The sequence below is a fragment of the Flavobacterium sp. ov086 genome, assembly GCF_900187965.1.
In the GTDB taxonomy this organism is placed as follows: Bacteria; Bacteroidota; Bacteroidia; order Flavobacteriales; family Flavobacteriaceae; genus Flavobacterium.
The window spans coordinates 121,553-139,428 of sequence record NZ_FZNL01000013.1 but is presented as its reverse complement, the minus strand read 5'-3'; the positions used below and the strand labels follow the sequence as shown (position 1 = coordinate 139,428).

The following is a 17,876-nucleotide window of genomic DNA, read 5'->3' as shown; positions in this document are numbered from 1 at the left end:
TATTGAAATTAAAAATTAATGTTTAAACCCAATAAATAGGTTCTTGGAACTGGGTAAAATCCATAATCAATTCCGGAACCAATTGGTGATTGAGAAACTCCGTCTTTATTTGTTGGTCCAAATGAAGCGCCTGGATCAAAACCTTTATATTTAGTAAAAGTGTAAAGGTTATTTACTCCTGTATAAAGTCTTAGTTTAGTAATTCCTGCTTTTTGAGTTACTTTTGGATCAATTGTATATCCTAATTGTATGTTTTGAATTCTGAAATAAGAAGCATCTTCAACAAAATAATCAGAAAGTACATTATTTGCCGTTGCTCCTGTAGTTACTCTAGGTACAGAATTACTTGTTCCCGGACCTGTCCATCTGTCCAAAACATAATCCAATCTATTAGCATCAGAAAGTACACGCTCGTAGTTACGAACCATATCATTACCAATTGAAGCAAAACTATAAAGTGCAAAATCAATGTTTTTGTAATTTAACTGTATATTGAAACCCATTGTAGCATCCGGAATTGGATCTCCAATATTGGTTTTATCCTTAGAATCAATTATTCCATCACCGTTTACATCTACATAACGAATATCTCCCGGGGAAGCATTTGCCCCTAAAGCTAGTTGTGACGGATGTGCATCAACTTCTGCCTGATTTTGAAACAATCCATCTGTTTTATAACCGTAGAAATATCCTATTGGCTGTCCTGCTTGCATGCGTGATGCTGCTGGCTGACCTACACCAAAATTTCCTTGCTCGATAATTCCGGTTCCATTATTTACTTCCAATACTTCATTCTTGATAAAAGTTACGTTATAACCGATACTCAAGCTTAAATCATTCGAAAATTTCTCTTTGTAATCTATCGCAAATTCAACTCCCGAATTTCTAACAGTACCTGCATTCAAAGTTGGAGGATTTGCCCCCGGAGCACCAACTCCCGTAATTCCAGAAACTGGAATATCCGGTATCAATAAATCTTTTCTGGTATCAATAAAATAATCTGCTACAACAGAAACTTTATCGTGGAATAATCTAAGATCTAAACCAACATCAAACTTTTTAGCTTCTTCCCATTTCAAATTTGGATTAGGGATTTGTCCAGTTGCTACTCCGCTTACTAATTTGCCATCAAACACATATGTAGCTTCTCCGTTTAAAAGGCTTAAGAAACCATTATTCGGAATTTGATCGTTTCCTAATGTACCATAACTGGCTCTTAATTTCAGGAAATTAAATGTTTTTGATTCTCCAAAGAAACCTTCGTCCGAAATTACCCAACCTCCTGTAAATGATGGAAAATATCCAACTTTATTATCCGGACCAAATTTTGTCGATGCGTCACGTCTGATCATTGCAGAAAAAAGATATTTTCCTTTATAATCGTATTGTGCTCTTCCAAAATAAGAAAGCCTTCTTTGGTCGTAAACATAACCTCCGGTATTCACAGCCGTTGGAACTCCTTTGGTCAAAGAAAGATCTGCATAATCCCATGAATTGTTAGGAACATCAAAACCTGTTGCATTTGCAGAATTTCCCCATTGTTTATAAATGGTATTTCCTAATGTTGCCGTGATATTATGGTTTTCACCGATTTTTGTAACATACGTTCCATAGATATCAAATGAATAATCATTATCGTTTGTTGTAGTTTGTGTTACAGAACTTCTTTGAACATCGAAGACTTTTCCGCCATAACTTATTTTTTTTCCAAATGTTTTACCTTCACTATTTGAAGTATTAAATCCTATTGAACTCGAAAGCGTGAATCCTTTGAAAATTTTATACTCCAAACCAAAATTTCCATTCAGTTTTTTATAATTGTAATCATTATAGGTATTGGCAATTTGTGCCAGCGGATTTATAATTTCTGTTCCTAACCCTGTTGTACTTGGTACTAAAGTATAATCACCATTTGCATCGTACGGAGCAAAAGTCGCCGGAACGTTAAGTGCATTAAACAATACAGAACCTAATCCGTTTTCGTTAATGGTTTTTCTATCAAAATACGTATAGATTACGTTTGTTTTTACTTTGAATTTACTACTCAAATCAGCTCCTAAGGCTAATCTTGCCGTATTTCTTAAAAATCCTGATTTATCTGATCCAACGATTCCTTCCTGATCCAAATGTGAACCACTAATAGAATACGTAATTTTATCAGAACCTCCGGAAATTGTTATGTCACTATTTAATATAGGAACACTTTTACCAAGAACCTGTTTTTGCCAATCAGTTCCACTTCCTAAACCACTTGCGTTTGGATAAGGAAGTGCTCTTCCTCCATTAGCATAACTTTCATTTAATAATAAAGCATATTCAGTAGCATTAAGCATTGGTAATTTTCTTGAAGCTTCCTGAAATCCTGTATAACTGTTGAAAGAGACTTTTGTTTTGGAATTCTTTTTACCCATTTTAGTGGTAATTAAGATGATTCCGTTTGCTGCAATTGTTCCGTAAATAGCTGCCTGAGCATCTTTTAATACCGTAATTGTTTCAATATCGTTTGGATTAAGCAAACTCAAATCTCCTACATAACCATCAATAATAGCCTGTGGTCCGTTCTCGCCATTGGTTGCGATACCACGAATTCTAACATCTAGCTTTGCTCCCGGTGCTCCGGATTGTGTGGTAACATTTACTCCTGAAACGGTTCCTTGCAATGCTTGTTCAACCTTAATTGGTTTTAAGATGTCAAGTGTTTTACTGTCAATTACAGAAACAGCTCCGGTTACTTCTCTTTTCTTTTGACTTCCATATCCAATTACAACAACTTCTTCAAGTGATCTGGCATCATCACTCATTTTCACTGTGATTTTTGGTGCAGAAACCACAACTTCTTGTGTTTTAAAACCTATATAACTGAAGACAATTGTTGTTCCTTTTGGAACTCCTAATAATTTAAAAGATCCGTCAAAGTCTGTGGTTGTACTTTGTGATGAACTTTTAACCTTTACATTCACACCAGGCAATGATAAACCTGAGCCATCTAGTACTGTTCCGCTTACATCAAAAGACTGCGAAAACGCATACGATGTAAACAGTAATAGCACGGTTAGTAATAATTTAGATTTCATAATTAGTTAGTTTTTATTGAAAGCTAAAATTATCCTATCCTCTTAAGAATACGTTAAAATTAACCTCAACAAAAAACATACATAACAAAAAAATAAACCTAAAATTCCGTATATCACAAAAAATACACCGATTTATATATAATCTCGGAATGAAAATTTTATTAACATTACCTTAACAAAAACACCATAAATGTCAAATGTTGAGGTAATGTATAGTTTTTTATCGGCGTTTTTTGAGTTCCTATACAGCAAGAATATATTCGACTAAACCAACTTCATGCTGTAAATCCATTTTTTTACGCAAACGATATCTTTTAATTTCAACACTTCGAACAGAAATATTAAATAAAGGAGCAATTTCTTTTGAGGAAAGATTTAATCGAAGATACGCACACAATCGTAAATCATTTGGAGTCAATAACGGATGTAGTAATTTGATTCTTTTCAGGAAATCTTTATCGGCATTATCAAACGCTTCTTTAAAGACATTCCACGAATCTTCTTCGGTTATGTTTTTATTAATGGTACTAATTACTGATTTAATATTATTGCTGTCATTCTGAGTCGTCTTTTTCAAATCATCTTTGATAAAAGCAAGCAATTCATTTTTACTATTCAAACTCATGGTTGAAACTGCCAATTCCCGATTTTTATTATCAACATCCTGCGACAATTGTTCGTTTCTGAGTTTCATTAATTGCTGTTCGTTTTCTAATTCTTTTATTTCTAATAAAAGATTATTCTCTTCAATTAATTTTGCTTCCTGCTTTCTATAATAATTGGTGTACGCTTTATTGATAAAATAAGCCAACACAAACATTAAAAGAAAATAAATAAACCAAGCCAGATTTGTCGAATACCAAGGTTTTAAAACCACAAATGTATAGGTTGCAGTATTTTCTAAAATTGTATTAGCATATTTGGCTCTTACTTTAAACGTATATTTTCCCGGCGAAAGATTTTTGAAATTCACAGTCGCTTTCGTACTCCATTCGCTCCAATCATTCTGGAAACCTTCTAATAAATACTGATACTCTGAATTGATGTATTTGTTGTATTCCGGAACTGTATAATTTAAGGTGATATTATTTTCGCTTGAGCGAAAGTTCCCCTCATCCTGAATTGCTACATTTTTTAAGGTTTCATTTTGTTTATTTATCGTAATATCAGTTATGAAAACCGTATAGTTTTTAAAACTTAAATCATCAATATTCAACGTATAATACCCGTCAGTTGTACCAATTAAATAGGTAGATTTTGAAATCTGTGTGATATTCTCGTAACCCAGCATCGAATTCGTTAGCGATGACGGAATCGGGATAACATTCTGTTTTAATTGATTACTGAGTTTACTGGCTGAGAAATAATGAATGTAATTTTTAGAAAACAACCAGATTTTATTCGAATTATCGACAATTAATTTACCCGAAGTATATTCGTCTTTTTCAAAAATAGAACTTAGTAAATTATCTTTTTCAAACCTTTTTGTCGCAGGATTAAGTTTAAAAATTCCGCCTTTGTAAGCATAATAAATTTGATTATTGAATTTGGTCAAACTTGCATTTTTTCCTTTCCCGGGAGATTTATAAGTATAAAACCCATTGGTTTTTAAGAGCGTTTTATCCAGTTTAAGCCTAAAAATTCCTTTGTATTCATGACTTACATAAACATCCAGATTATTTGAAACCTCAAAATATCTTGAAGAATAATCAAAACCCTGAACTTTATTCCTAAAAACCCATTGATTGTTTACTTTCTCCAAAACCGAAATTCCGTAATAATTCCCCTGAAGCAATTGATTTTTAGAATTTGGAACAGTCTCAAATTTCCATGTTCCAGATGCCGAAAATATACTTCTCGCAGAATCATTCGTAACAATAAAAGTACCGGAATCATGCCCACAAAAAAGTGTATTATCATATACAAAAAGCGACCAAACCTGACCTTTTGTTCCATTTATAAATTTAAATTCTGAATTGCTTTGGATATTCTTACAAAACAATCCCTGGTTTGTACCTACATAAAGCAAACCGTTAAAAGTCGCAGACGCATAAACGGTTCCTAATACTCCTGTATCATCAGTAAAACTGTGCACAGGCGACTGAATATTGATACAATTAATTCCGTTATCGAGTCCAGCCCATAAATTCTGGTCTTTATCTTCAAAAAGTGATAAAGCCGTATTATTACTCAAACCTTTGCTTTGCGAAATATGATATTTAAGTTTTCCCGTATCCGATAAAATAAAAATTCCGTTAGAAACCGTTCCCAAAGCAAAACTTCCATCTTTAAGACGCTGACTGCTATAAACAAAACTCGATTTTAATTGCGCATCAACATCAGTAGAAAAACGTGTCAGGCTATTTCCAATCAATTTATAAATACCATCCAATTGCGTCTGAATCAGTAAACCATCGTCCATTGTAAAAACATTAACAATCGTGAATTTTTTCAGAATCGGATTATCTGAAACCAATTTCGCTTTTCCGCTTTCAATTTCAAAAAGACCTTCTTTTATTGTCTGGAAATAAATTGCGTTTTTTGGAGCAAATGATTTTACAACACCATTTTTTGGAGCAATGATTTTAAATTTTCCGGTTTTCGTATCATAAATATAAATTCGATTCAGGGATTGAAACAAAATCCATTGATCGTACTTCAAAATATTCCAAAACTGCTCGTCGTCCAGTATTTTATTTTTAATGGTATCGCTAAGCGATGTGTATTTTAGCTTGCCATTGGTTTGTCTTGTCCAATAGCCAAAATTCATATAACAACCTGTATAAATCTTATTTCCGATTACTTTTACAGATCGAATAATCGTTTCATCTGGAGCAGGATACAATTGCCAGGTTGTTCCGTTATATTCCAAAAGACCGTCGTTATTGGCAAAATATAAATAGTTTTGATCGTCCTGCGAAATCATCCAGCTCTGATTTCCGGCGCCATAAACAGAAGATGAATATTTAATAATTGGCGGAAACTCCTGTGAAAACAGTAAGAAACCCATCAAAAAAAGCAGTATAGAAAGTTTAGTTTTCAAATCGATATATTGTATTAATTTAATATAAAAACAGTCCTAAAATAGCTTATTTTATATTGAAATGACAAGTTCCGCGCAGATATTTTTAACATTTGAAACAAACTTGCCACAGATTTTACAGATTAAAATGATTTTTTTTTCGCCACGAATTTCACGAATTTTCTCTAATTTTTTTTTGCGTATTTCGTCAATTCAATTGGTGCAAATTCGTGAAATTCGTGGCAAACTTTTTTACGCAACCAGTAATTCAAAAAATCTTTTTAATCTTTGAAATCTGTGGCAAAAAAGAACCAAAGCAAATTTCAACAATCTGTAGCGAGAGAATTAGTTAAAATTTGGAACAATCTGATTAACAAAACTCCAATCAAAATTGATTACTTTTGTAGAAATTGACTTTTTTTATGCAAATCGACCTTTCTACACTCGACCCAAAACATAATATTATAATTAAAGGAGCACAAGTACATAATTTAAAAAATGTAGATGTGGTGATTCCCCGAAACAAACTTGTTGTCATCACAGGACTTTCAGGATCAGGGAAATCAAGTTTAGCATTTGACACTTTATATGCCGAAGGACAACGTCGTTACGTAGAAAGTTTATCCTCATACGCGCGTCAGTTTTTGGGACGTTTAGACAAACCAAAAGTTGAATATATAAAAGGTATTGCACCGGCAATTGCTATTGAGCAAAAGGTAAACACAACCAATGCCCGTTCGACCGTAGGAACTTCAACTGAGATCTACGATTATATCAAACTTTTATTTGCCAGAATTGGTCGCACTTACTCACCAATTTCAGGATTAGAGGTTAAAAAAAACACCGTTACCGATGTCGTTTCTGATGTAAAAAGTTTGGAATTAGACAGTAAATGGCTGCTTCTTTCTCCTATTCACCTTGAAGAAGGACGACAATTAGAAGACAAACTAAAAGTACTTTTACAGCAAGGTTTTGCACGTATTTTGGTTGATAACGAAATGGTTCGTTTAGATGAATTTACACCTACAGAACTTCATAAATTAGACAATAAAGATATTCTGTTAATTATAGACCGAATTGTTGTCAAAGACGAAGAAGAATTCTACAATCGTCTTGCCGATGCGGTTCAAACTGCTTTTTTTGAAGGGAAAGGTATTTGTTACTTACAGGAATTAAACTCGGATAAAAGATTCACGTATTCTAATAATTTTGAGCTTGACGGAATTACATTCCTAGAGCCAAATGTTCATTTATTCAGCTTTAATAATCCTTACGGCGCTTGCCCGGTTTGCGAAGGTTACGGAAATATTATTGGTATCGATGCTGATTTGGTTGTTCCAAATACATCTTTATCCGTTTTCGAAAGTGCTATTTATCCCTGGAGAGGCGAAAGTATGAGTTGGTACAAAGACGAATTGGTAAAACATGCTTATAAATTCGATTTCCCAATTCATAAACCTTATTTTGAACTTTCAGATGAACAAAAAGATTTACTTTGGAAAGGAAATCAATATTTTCAAGGTTTAAACGGTTTCTTTAAAGAACTTGAAGAAAAAAATTATAAAATTCAAAACCGTGTAATGTTATCACGTTACCGCGGAAAAACCAAATGTCACGCTTGTCGTGGAAAACGCCTACGTGAAGAAGCATCTTACGTAAAAATCAATGGTAAAACGGTTTCTGATTTAGTTGATTTACCAATTAAACATTTGGTTACTTTTTTCAAAAATATCGATTTGAATATTTACGAACAGCAAATCGCAAAACGTTTGATGGTCGAGATCAACAATCGTCTATCATTTTTGACAGAAGTTGGTTTGGATTATCTGACTTTAAATAGAAATTCGGCAACACTTTCAGGAGGAGAATCCCAACGTATTAACCTTGCAACTTCATTAGGAAGCAGTTTGGTTGGTTCTATGTATATTCTTGATGAGCCAAGTATTGGTTTACACCCCAAAGATTCTGAGCGATTGATTAAGGTTTTACTTTCACTTCGTGATTTAGGAAATACGGTTATTGTGGTAGAACACGATGAAGATATCATGAAAGCTGCCGATATGATTATTGATATTGGTCCCGAAGCAGGAACTTTTGGAGGTCATTTAGTAGCTCAGGGAACGTATGAAGAAATCTTAAAATCAGACTCTTTAACGGCTAAATACCTAAATGGTGATTTAGAAATTTCTGTTCCTAAAAAAAGAAGGAAATTCAAAAATCATATTGATATTGTTGGCGCAAGAGAAAATAACTTAAAGAATATCAATGTTACTTTCCCTCTGGATGTTCTGACTGTAATTACAGGAGTTTCAGGAAGTGGAAAAAGTACGTTGATCAAGAAGATTTTATTTCCCGCAATGCAGAAAAAACTGGAAAATGCTGCTGAAAAAGCAGGTCAGTTTAGTGAATTAAAAGGTTCTTTTTCGCAAATAAAACATATTGAATATGTCGATCAAAACCCTATTGGCAGAAGCTCAAGATCAAATCCTGTAACATACATCAAAGCTTATGATGATATTCGTGATTTATATGCTAAAGAAAAACTATCCAAAATAAGAGGTTATCAGGCCAAACATTTTTCTTTTAATGTTGATGGTGGCCGATGTGAAACCTGTAAAGGAGAAGGCTCTATTAATGTCGAAATGGTATTTATGGCTGACGTTTCGCTTCCATGTGAAACTTGTGGCGGAAAACGATTTAAAAAAGAAATTCTGGAGATTAATTTCGACGACAAAAACATCAACGATATTCTGACAATGACAATTGATGATGCCATTGCTTTTTTCGAGAAAAATAAACAATCTAAAATCACTCAAAAATTACAACCACTTCAGGATGTAGGTTTAGGATATGTACAATTAGGACAATCTTCTTCTACTCTTTCCGGCGGTGAAGCACAACGTATTAAACTAGCGTCGTTTTTAGTAAAAGGTGCCACAAAAGACAAAGCATTATTTGTTTTTGATGAGCCAACAACTGGTTTGCATTTTCATGATATTAAAAAATTACTAGCTTCGTTTGATGCTTTAATTGATAAAGGACATTCGATAATTGTAATTGAGCACAACCTTGACTTAATAAAATGTGCGGACTGGATTATAGATCTAGGACCTGAAGGTGGAGAAAATGGTGGACATTTACTCGCTGTTGGAACTCCCGAGGATGTTGTAAAAGAGAAAAAATCAGTTACAGGAATTTATTTGAAAGATAAATTATAAAAAAAGGTTCTAAGGTACTAAGTTGCAAAGACGCAAAGGTTTTAATGTCGAGTTACATAATAAATAATATATTATAAACATTACCAACGGTTTAAACCATTGAAAAAACAATACATTAATCATGATTCGTATGTCGTAACGTAAAAGTTCGGTTCTAAGAAATAAGAAAGCCCTAAATTAAATCATAGTTATTTAATTTAGGGCTTACATTTTTTTGTGAATTAATAATTTACTAAGCAACCAAGCATTTTTCTTCAAATGGAAAACCATCTTCGTCAATCGCTACTAATATCTTTTTTTGTTTTGAAGCTTCAAAAGTAAGGTACAACCATGCAAATGACCATAACCCGAGCGTTAAACAAAAAATCATAAAGTTTAAACTATGATTGACAACTTTTCCACCTTTTGAAAGAACGGCAAAAAGAAATTCATCATTTCTTTCTTCCAGAATAAACCCGTTATGAACTTTATTCGATATCATATTCGAAAACACTTGTAAACTTTGCTCCTGACTGAGTTGATTGTTCTTCATAATTATTGATCTAAAATTACTCCAAATTCTACTACATCTACTTTGCATTTATTTTTCATTTTACATTTTTTCTGCAAAATTATCCAATCTAAAAAGAAACCACAATACCTACTTTCAGTGATTTTACAAACGTGTTAAAATCAGCAGCCTAAAAAGCGGTATATATTTTTGAAACATAAATTTAATTTTAAAAATTTAAACTACAAAACAAACCACTGTTAAATGTTAAAAAATTAACTAAGTATCAACATATTAGCTTTTGCTTTTAACATTAAACGTTGGTGGCTCGTAATCTTTTTTCAAATAATTCTCCGGAATAGTTGTCGTATTTCCATCACGCAGTGCATTATAATGTGGTGACATAATTTCGATTCCGGCAGCATTAAATGAATCCTGAATATTTTGATGCAAAGAAGAATAAATTCGGGGTTGCTTTGTTGGTTCTTTGGTATAAACGTTAACCTGATAAGAAACATAAAAATCATCCAAACTCGTTTGCAAAACAAAAGGCGGTGGAGTCTGCTCAATCATTTCGGTCTTTAATGCAGCATCTATCAAGGCTTTATGAATAGCTGCCCAAGGCACATCATAACCAATTGTAACAGTTGTATGAATTAACAAGCCATTATTCGCATGTTTTGTATTTGATGAATAATTTGTCGACGTACTTGATAAAACCGTTGCATTTGGGATTGTAATATCTTCAAATTTTGGTGTTCTTATTCGTGTTACCAAAGCTGTTTTCTCGATAACTTCTCCACTTACATCGCCAATTTTAATAAAATCACCAATCTTAAACGGACGCATATATGTAATTACCAATCCTGCAACCATATTTGCAATTGCATTTGAAGATCCTAATGAGAATAAAACCCCAACGAATACAGAAACTCCTTTAAAAATCGGCGAATCTGATCCAGGTAAATACGGAAAAATAATTACAACCATAAAAGCCAGCATTAAAAGACGAATTATATTGAATGTTGGCATCGCCCAGTCACTATAAAAACCATCGATTTTGATATTCTCTTTTTTAATCTCATCAAAAAAGAATCGGATTACTTTAATCGCATATTTAAATATGATTACAATAACAATTATCGTTACTAAACTTGGCAGGAAACCTACAAATCCCATAACAGCAAGTTTTGCAGGAGATAGTATCCAGCGTAATAATGTGGTTGTATAAGCTTCTGTAGCAGGAAAAATACTAAATAGTACCGGCAAAGAAAGATAAACGATTAAAATAAGCGTAATTCCTTTTATAAAACCATACAATTTCATTAATAGAAATTGCTGCTTCTGTGGCGAAAGAATACTGATATTATTATAAGTGAATCCTTTAAAGTATCGATCGCTATTTTTTAGGATATATAATTTTAATCTGTTAAAGATTTTCCCAACAAAGTATAGAATGAATCCAATAATTAAAACCAGTAATGCGGTATATCCGAGTCTTTTTGGGAGCATCGAATAATTTTCATTTTGGTAAATGATGGCTCTTTTTATCAGATTCAAATTCCTTTTGGCAATATAAGCTGCAGTTTGATTCTCTGATTTTCCATCAATATCCAGAACTGACATGATAACAAAATCATTCTTATACATAATGTCCTGCGAAATATCCGAAGGAACAATAGCAATGGAGTCTTTCTCGAAAAAAGAATCTTCATAAAGTTTTCTGATTTTTTCTGTAATTGCATTTGCTCTGCTTTCGGCAGAAAAAGAACCTACTTTATTATAAACATAAAAAAGGGTGTCTTTAAAAGGACTAACAGGATATCCCTTCGGTTTTAATTCAACAACGGTTGTTTTTGAAGTTTGTGAGCTATCTTTTTGAGCAAAAGTCAATGAAGAAAACAAAACAATAGAAAGCGTTAAAAAACAAATTAGTTTCTTTTTCATATTCTGTTAGCAATAAGTTGGATCTCCTTTCTAACAAATATAAAAACAAAATAGCTTATAATTTAAATTACTTTTTATTTTCTCAATAAAATCGTATTAAATTTTAATTCCAATCTTACTCAAAATTGTATCAATCACTTTATTAATGTCCGGAGAAATATTGAATTTATAATTGAGGTATAAATACAAAATTGTCACCAAAACTGATTTTAAAGCAATACTAATTAATTGATAAAAAGGAAATTCCCAAAAGTAAAACAATAAAAACAAAGCAAAAGTCAGTAATATTGAATGTATCGTTTGCTTGGTAAAAGGATACAAATCAAGTCTCTTGACTACAAAAAGTAATTTTGCCAAACTGTATAAAGTAATAGACAACAAAGTAGCAATCGCTGACCCCATAATTCCTAAAATTGGAATAAAAATCATGTTTAAAACGATCGTTAAAAACACTAACAACAATCCTAAATACAACACCATACGATAGTATTTAGTATTAAAGATAATGGCATTATTGTTTCCTAAAATCAAGTCAAAATACTTCGATAATCCTATCATAAACACAACTTCAATTCCTCCGCTATATTCTTTTGGAACTAATTCATACAATTGACGAATGTTTACAAAAATGCACAACATTACAAAACCACCAACGATTTGAAGATTTATTGAGGTCTTTTTGTACAATAAATTCAATTCATCATGTTTATTTTCATGCATTAATTTAGCTGTAATTGGATATACAATTTGATGCATCGCACGACTTGGAACTGAAATTACCAAAGCTATATAAGTCGCAACGGAATAATAGGCAATATTCTCAATTTTCATATACTGATTCAACATCAATTTATCACCATCCAAAAGCAAATTGGCAACACTTCCTGAAAGAATAATGAAAAAAGTATATTCCATTACATCTTTTACATTCTGAGGGATATTAATTTGAAATTTCGGCCTTTTGATATAAAAAGCATAAAACATGGTTACGATAAATGCTACAAAATAAATTCCTGCCGTTACATACACAAACTGAATAAGCGTCATCCATTTAAAGTATAGCCCAACCAAAGCAAAAGTCGAAAATAATCGTAATCCAACTTCTTTAATAAAATTTCCAAAAACCGAATGCATGTGCACTCTCGCCCACGCATAAAATATCTCGAAATAAGCCATACAAATTCCTATAAACGGAATCAGAAGCATAAACTCTTTTACAACAGGATTTTTCTTTGTTACAAATGCCGTAATATCATCAAAAAAGAATATTCCGATGATTCCTAACGGAATACACATCAAAATAGGAAATAATGCGGTAAAGGATAAAAACTGTTCTCTCTCCTCTTCCGTTTTATATTGCGAATAAAATTTTACCAATGTGTTTTGCATCCCGATGGCAAACAAAGGCATGATTACATTTGCAGCAGACAAGATATAATTTGTTAATGCATAATAAGTTGCACCTAAATAAATTGGATATAAATAAAGGGTATTAATAGCTCCGATAGCGAAACCTATGTAAGTAATAATTGTATTTTTGAAAGATTGATTTAAAACAATACCCATTTTTGGATTTAAGATTTTAGATTATTGACTTTAGATTATTGCAATCTTATGATTCAGTAATCAATTGTACTAATTGCTTGGTTAGATTTTTTCTTGAATATTGTTGTAAACCAACGCCATGAGATTGTAATTTTCCTTCCAAAAACTGATTATAAAAGTCCAAAATTACACTTTTTAGCTTCGCTTTTTCAGAATAATCAAAAAATACTCCTGTATTAGTTTCTTTTATAATATCGGCAAAATCAGAACCTTGAGGTCCTATGGCAATTATTGGGCGATTTGAAACCATATATTCGAATAATTTACCCGGAATAATACTCTTTGTATCTTCAGAATTTATTTCGATTAAAAGTAAAACCTGTGATTTTTTTTGATGCGCAATTGCTTCATGATGTGAAACATAACCAAGAAGATTCAAATAATCATTCAGGTTAAATTCTGCAATAGCATCCAAAACTTCCTGACTAACAGCTCCAATTAGTTTAATCTCTAAATGTGATTTAAAATCTGGAATTTCCTGTAATAATTCGACCAGACACTCCCATAAAAACCTTGGGTTTCTTTCTGACAAAAATGATCCGATGTGTGCCAGAGTAAATTTGGCATCTAAAGTTTGTTTCTCAACATTTTCGATATCATAGCCATTTGTAATTACCGAAATTGGTTTATTGGTAATTCCCTGAAACTCGGCTTTTGTAGTTTTACTGGTTACAATAATAGTATCAGCAGTATTAAGTACTTTATGCTCTAATTGTTTGTGTTTTTTATCGGCGTAAGCTGATAAACGCAACGCTTTATGATAACCAATTGTAGTCCAGGGATCACGAAAATCTGCAAACCATTTTACGTTTAGTTTTTCTTTTAATTCTAAACCTATTAAATGTAAACTGTGCGGCGGTCCCGAAGTTACAATAGTATCTATATTGTTTTCTTTAATATATTTTTCAAGATAAGAAACAGAAGGTTTTACCCAAAATACACGAGCATCCGGAATAAAAAGATTTCCACGAACCCAAAGAAATGTTTTATCTAAAAAAGTCTGTTTCTTTTTATGCGGAAAAATTCCTGAACTAATCTTCTTTGTTTTATTTTTCGAAAAGATAGATGCCAATTGATAAGGCTCCCAAATTTTATTTTTAAGAACAATTACCTGATCAGAAATTTCACTAACCAAGCCTTCGTCAATTATTGGATAAGTTGGATTCTCCGGAACATAAACAATAGGCTGAATATTAAATTCAGGCAAATACTTTACAAATTTCAACCAACGCTGAACACCAGGTCCGCCAGCCGGTGGAAAATAATAGGTAATGATTAAGAGTTTTTTTTGTTCCAAGAAAATTGGGTTTATTGTTTTAAAGCTGCAAATTTAGAAGTTATTACAATGATTAAAAAGTTATTTCACAGCTGATTTTCTAAATATTCTAAATAAGACATATAACAAAAATAAACAGTTTAAAACAATCCAAAAATTATAGAAAATCCAAACCACTTTATATTGGGTCTGCATGCTCGAAAGGCTAAAATATTCTCCTTGACTTTCATCATAAAAATCATCATAGCCCATCATATAAAGTCCACAAAAAATAAATACTAATAAATCAAAAATGACAAATAGAATTATTTTTAAAACTTTCAGAAGCATAATTGAACTGAGACTAAAAACTGATTACTGCTTACTTGTAACTTTCTTTCTCTCAAAATAAATTCCACCTATTAAAAGTAAGAACATTCCAATTGAGCTTGCCAAAACAATTGTTCCACCGGTTTTTACTACCTGAGGTTCAAATTTGAATTCGATTGTATGTTTTCCTCCCGGAACTTCCATCGCTCTTAATACATAATCAACTGGGAAATGATCTGTCAATTTACCGTCGATATAAGCATTCCAACCATTTTTATAATACATTTCAGAGAATACTGCCAAACCGTCTTTTCCATTATCAGATTCGTATTTAATATAGTTTGGTTTATATTCTACAACTTTAATGGTTCCGGTTGTATCCCAATCTTTTTTCATTCGGGCATTTCTAAATTTGCCTTCATGATCGTGAACATTAAAAACCGCTACTTGTTTAGTGTTAAGATGATCTAAAGCTTTCATGACATCATCTGGTTTATTTACCAATTTTACGGTACTTACAAACCAAGCGTTTCCGTTTGCATCAGGATTTACAACAGGAAATTCTTTCCCTTCTTTATCTGTCTGAATAATATACTTAACATTCAACATATTAAGTGCTTCAATATTGTTTTTTGCTATCTGATAATCAAATAACTGTTGCATTCTTCTAGGTTTTGCAGCATGATATCCTCCTATTGAGTGATGGAAATAAGAAGCACGTGCGCTCGAAAGATTTCCGTTTACCTCAAAAACTCTATAGTGTCCTGTATCTTTTAAAATTTGAGCATCTGAAGGTGTCTCCTGAAATGGAGCCGCAATTTCTACCGGACTCACAAAATCTTTAGCAGAAACATATTTTTTGTCAACAAAAAACAAATCAAAAATCATTAAAAGACCAACAATAATTAAGGTTGTATTTTGGGCCAGTTTATTTTTAATAAATAACCATAAAATTCCAAAAGTTAATACAATAAAAAAGCCTGAACGCAATAAATCAGCTGAATACAGACTCATTCTGTCCTCTTTTAATGCATCAACAAAAGCAGGTCCGTAAGTTTGCATGAAGTAACTATCACTGCTTCCTGTAAAATGGAACATTCCTTTAGCAAAAACAAAAATCAAAATAATTCCTAATCCAAAAACACCGGTTTGAACAAGTGCTTTTTGCTGTAATTTAGGTTCGTCTTTGGCTTTAAAAAACGATTGTAGTCCCATAATAGCCAAAACCGGGAAACACAATTCAAGAATAACCTGAATCGATGACACAGCTCTGAACTTATCATACATTGGAACATAGTCGATAAAAAAGTCTGTCAGTAATGAAAAGTTTTTCCCCCATGAAAGCACTAAAGAAAATAATGCTCCTGAAAGAAATACATATTTTATTTTTCGATCATCAATAAATAATGCCAAAACTCCTAAGAAGAAAACTACAACCCCAATATATGCCGGAGCAGCAACAATAGGCTGGTCTCCCCAATAAGTTGGCATTCCGGATACAAAATCCTGCGCTTGCTCTGTTGGAACCCCTTGTTCTATCATAAAGGAATACATACGGCTATCAGTTCCAACATTTTCATGATTTGAACCTCCAAAAAGTCTTGGCGCAATCAAGTTAAAACTTTCTGCAATTCCGTAACTGTATTCTGTGATATACTCACGGCTCAAAGCATTTTCATTTGTCTTTTTAGATCCATCAGGATTAAAAGTCAATTCGCTATTACTACGTGTACTAAATTTAGCATATTCACTTGTTGCCATTAAATTAGTGGCATTGGCACCAATAGCAAAAATTCCGGCTACAGCCAAAACTCCAATAGCTGTTAAAAGTGGCTTATATTCTTTTTCTTTGATAAATTGAAAAGCAAAGTATCCAGAAAGTATCAATAAGAAAATCAATAAATAATAAGTCATCTGAAAGTGATTTGCATTCACTTCAAGTGCAACGGCAAACATGGTGAGTAAACCTCCCCAAATATATTTTTTCTGAAAAACCATTATAAATCCGGCGATGACCAATGGCATATAAGCAATTGCATGTGCTTTTGCATTATGACCAACCCCAAGAATAATGATTAAATAAGTTGAGAAACCAAAGGCAATGGCTCCAATAAATGCTTTTAAAGGATCTGTTTTTAAAACTAATAACAAGCCATAAAAACCTAAGAAATATAAAAACAAATAATCTGCCGGACGAGGTAAAAAACGTAAAACATCATCTAAATGCCCCACGAAATCATTAGGATAATTTGCCCCTAACTGATACGTTGGCATTCCGCCAAATGCTGAATTTGTCCAATATGGTTCAGAATGTTCTGTTGCTCTAAAGTCATTTTGCTCTTTTGCCATTCCGGTATATTGAGCAATATCCGATTGGAAAATTTGCTTTCCTTGTAAAACAGGATAAAAATAAATTAAAGAAACGAGAATAAACCCTAATATAACAAGGGCATGCGGATAGAACTTATTTACTATTTTCAATTTTGGCAGGTTTGGTTAAATGATGAATCCTCTATTTTTTAGGACACAAACTTAATCTATTTCTTCGTAATCAACATAATCGCCAACCTTTTTGGTTTCACGAGGATTTTTTGCATTGGCAGTATTAATGATTATTTCATCATTATTTGTACGTGTTTTTTGCCATGTATTATCCTGACTATATTGTTGTTGTCTCTGAAAATTCTCGCCTGCTTTTTCAACTGCCTTTTTTACCAATACCGGTAAAAAGATTCTAGCCAAAAACTTAAAAATATAATAAAATGCCACCATATAGCATATGGCTTTTATTAAACCTGTAAAAGATGCTTCTTGCATAATCGTATAATTTTTTCCAAAATTAATAAATCCATTGTTTAAAATTAAAATATCAATCTTAAATAAATAATAAAATATAGTACATTTGAAATGCGTTATTACTTTTTAATCAAATAAT

General features: G+C 32.3%; 9 protein-coding genes. 1 reads left to right on the top strand and 8 read right to left on the bottom strand.

The window, feature by feature from the left end; genetic code table 11:
* Positions 1-8: 8 nt before the first annotated feature.
* Together CHB81_RS15185 and CHB81_RS15180 are read right to left on the bottom strand one after the other, a co-directional pair.
* Complete coding sequence (locus tag CHB81_RS15185) at positions 9-3,074, bottom strand: TonB-dependent receptor (RefSeq protein WP_089352706.1); 3,066 nt, start codon at positions 3,072-3,074, stop codon at positions 9-11.
* A gap of 241 nt (positions 3,075-3,315) precedes the next feature.
* The gene (locus tag CHB81_RS15180) at positions 3,316-6,117 is read right to left on the bottom strand and encodes a triple tyrosine motif-containing protein (RefSeq protein WP_369597379.1); all 2,802 of its coding nucleotides are present in this window, start codon (positions 6,115-6,117) and stop codon (positions 3,316-3,318) included.
* A 401-nt stretch (positions 6,118-6,518) separates the two neighbouring features.
* On the opposite strand from CHB81_RS15180, the gene uvrA reads away from it, so the two are divergent.
* The gene (uvrA, locus tag CHB81_RS15170; RefSeq protein WP_089352703.1) at positions 6,519-9,314 is read left to right on the top strand and encodes an excinuclease ABC subunit UvrA; all 2,796 of its coding nucleotides are present in this window, start codon (positions 6,519-6,521) and stop codon (positions 9,312-9,314) included.
* Positions 9,315-9,546: 232 nt separating this feature from the next.
* On the opposite strand, the gene CHB81_RS15165 is transcribed toward uvrA, so the two are convergent.
* From CHB81_RS15165 to CHB81_RS15135, 6 genes are all read right to left on the bottom strand, one after another.
* Entirely contained in the window at positions 9,547-9,846 is a 300-nt protein-coding gene (locus CHB81_RS15165) for a hypothetical protein (protein ID WP_089352744.1), read from the bottom strand.
* Between the two features lie 252 nt (positions 9,847-10,098).
* A complete protein-coding gene (locus CHB81_RS15160) occupies positions 10,099-11,751 on the bottom strand; it encodes a mechanosensitive ion channel family protein (RefSeq protein WP_089352702.1) in 1,653 nt (550 codons plus the stop codon).
* Between the two features lie 96 nt (positions 11,752-11,847).
* A complete protein-coding gene (locus CHB81_RS15155) occupies positions 11,848-13,317 on the bottom strand; it encodes a lipopolysaccharide biosynthesis protein (protein WP_089352701.1) in 1,470 nt (489 codons plus the stop codon).
* A 46-nt stretch (positions 13,318-13,363) separates the two neighbouring features.
* A complete protein-coding gene (locus tag CHB81_RS15150; protein WP_089352700.1) occupies positions 13,364-14,653 on the bottom strand; it encodes a glycosyltransferase family 4 protein in 1,290 nt (429 codons plus the stop codon).
* Between the two features lie 333 nt (positions 14,654-14,986).
* Positions 14,987-17,422 (bottom strand): YfhO family protein, encoded by a 2,436-nt coding sequence (locus CHB81_RS15140; protein WP_089352698.1) that lies wholly within the window; start codon positions 17,420-17,422, stop codon positions 14,987-14,989.
* Positions 17,423-17,473: 51 nt separating this feature from the next.
* Entirely contained in the window at positions 17,474-17,758 is a 285-nt protein-coding gene (locus CHB81_RS15135; RefSeq protein WP_089352697.1) for a DUF4834 family protein, read from the bottom strand.
* Positions 17,759-17,876: the final 118 nt, after the last annotated feature.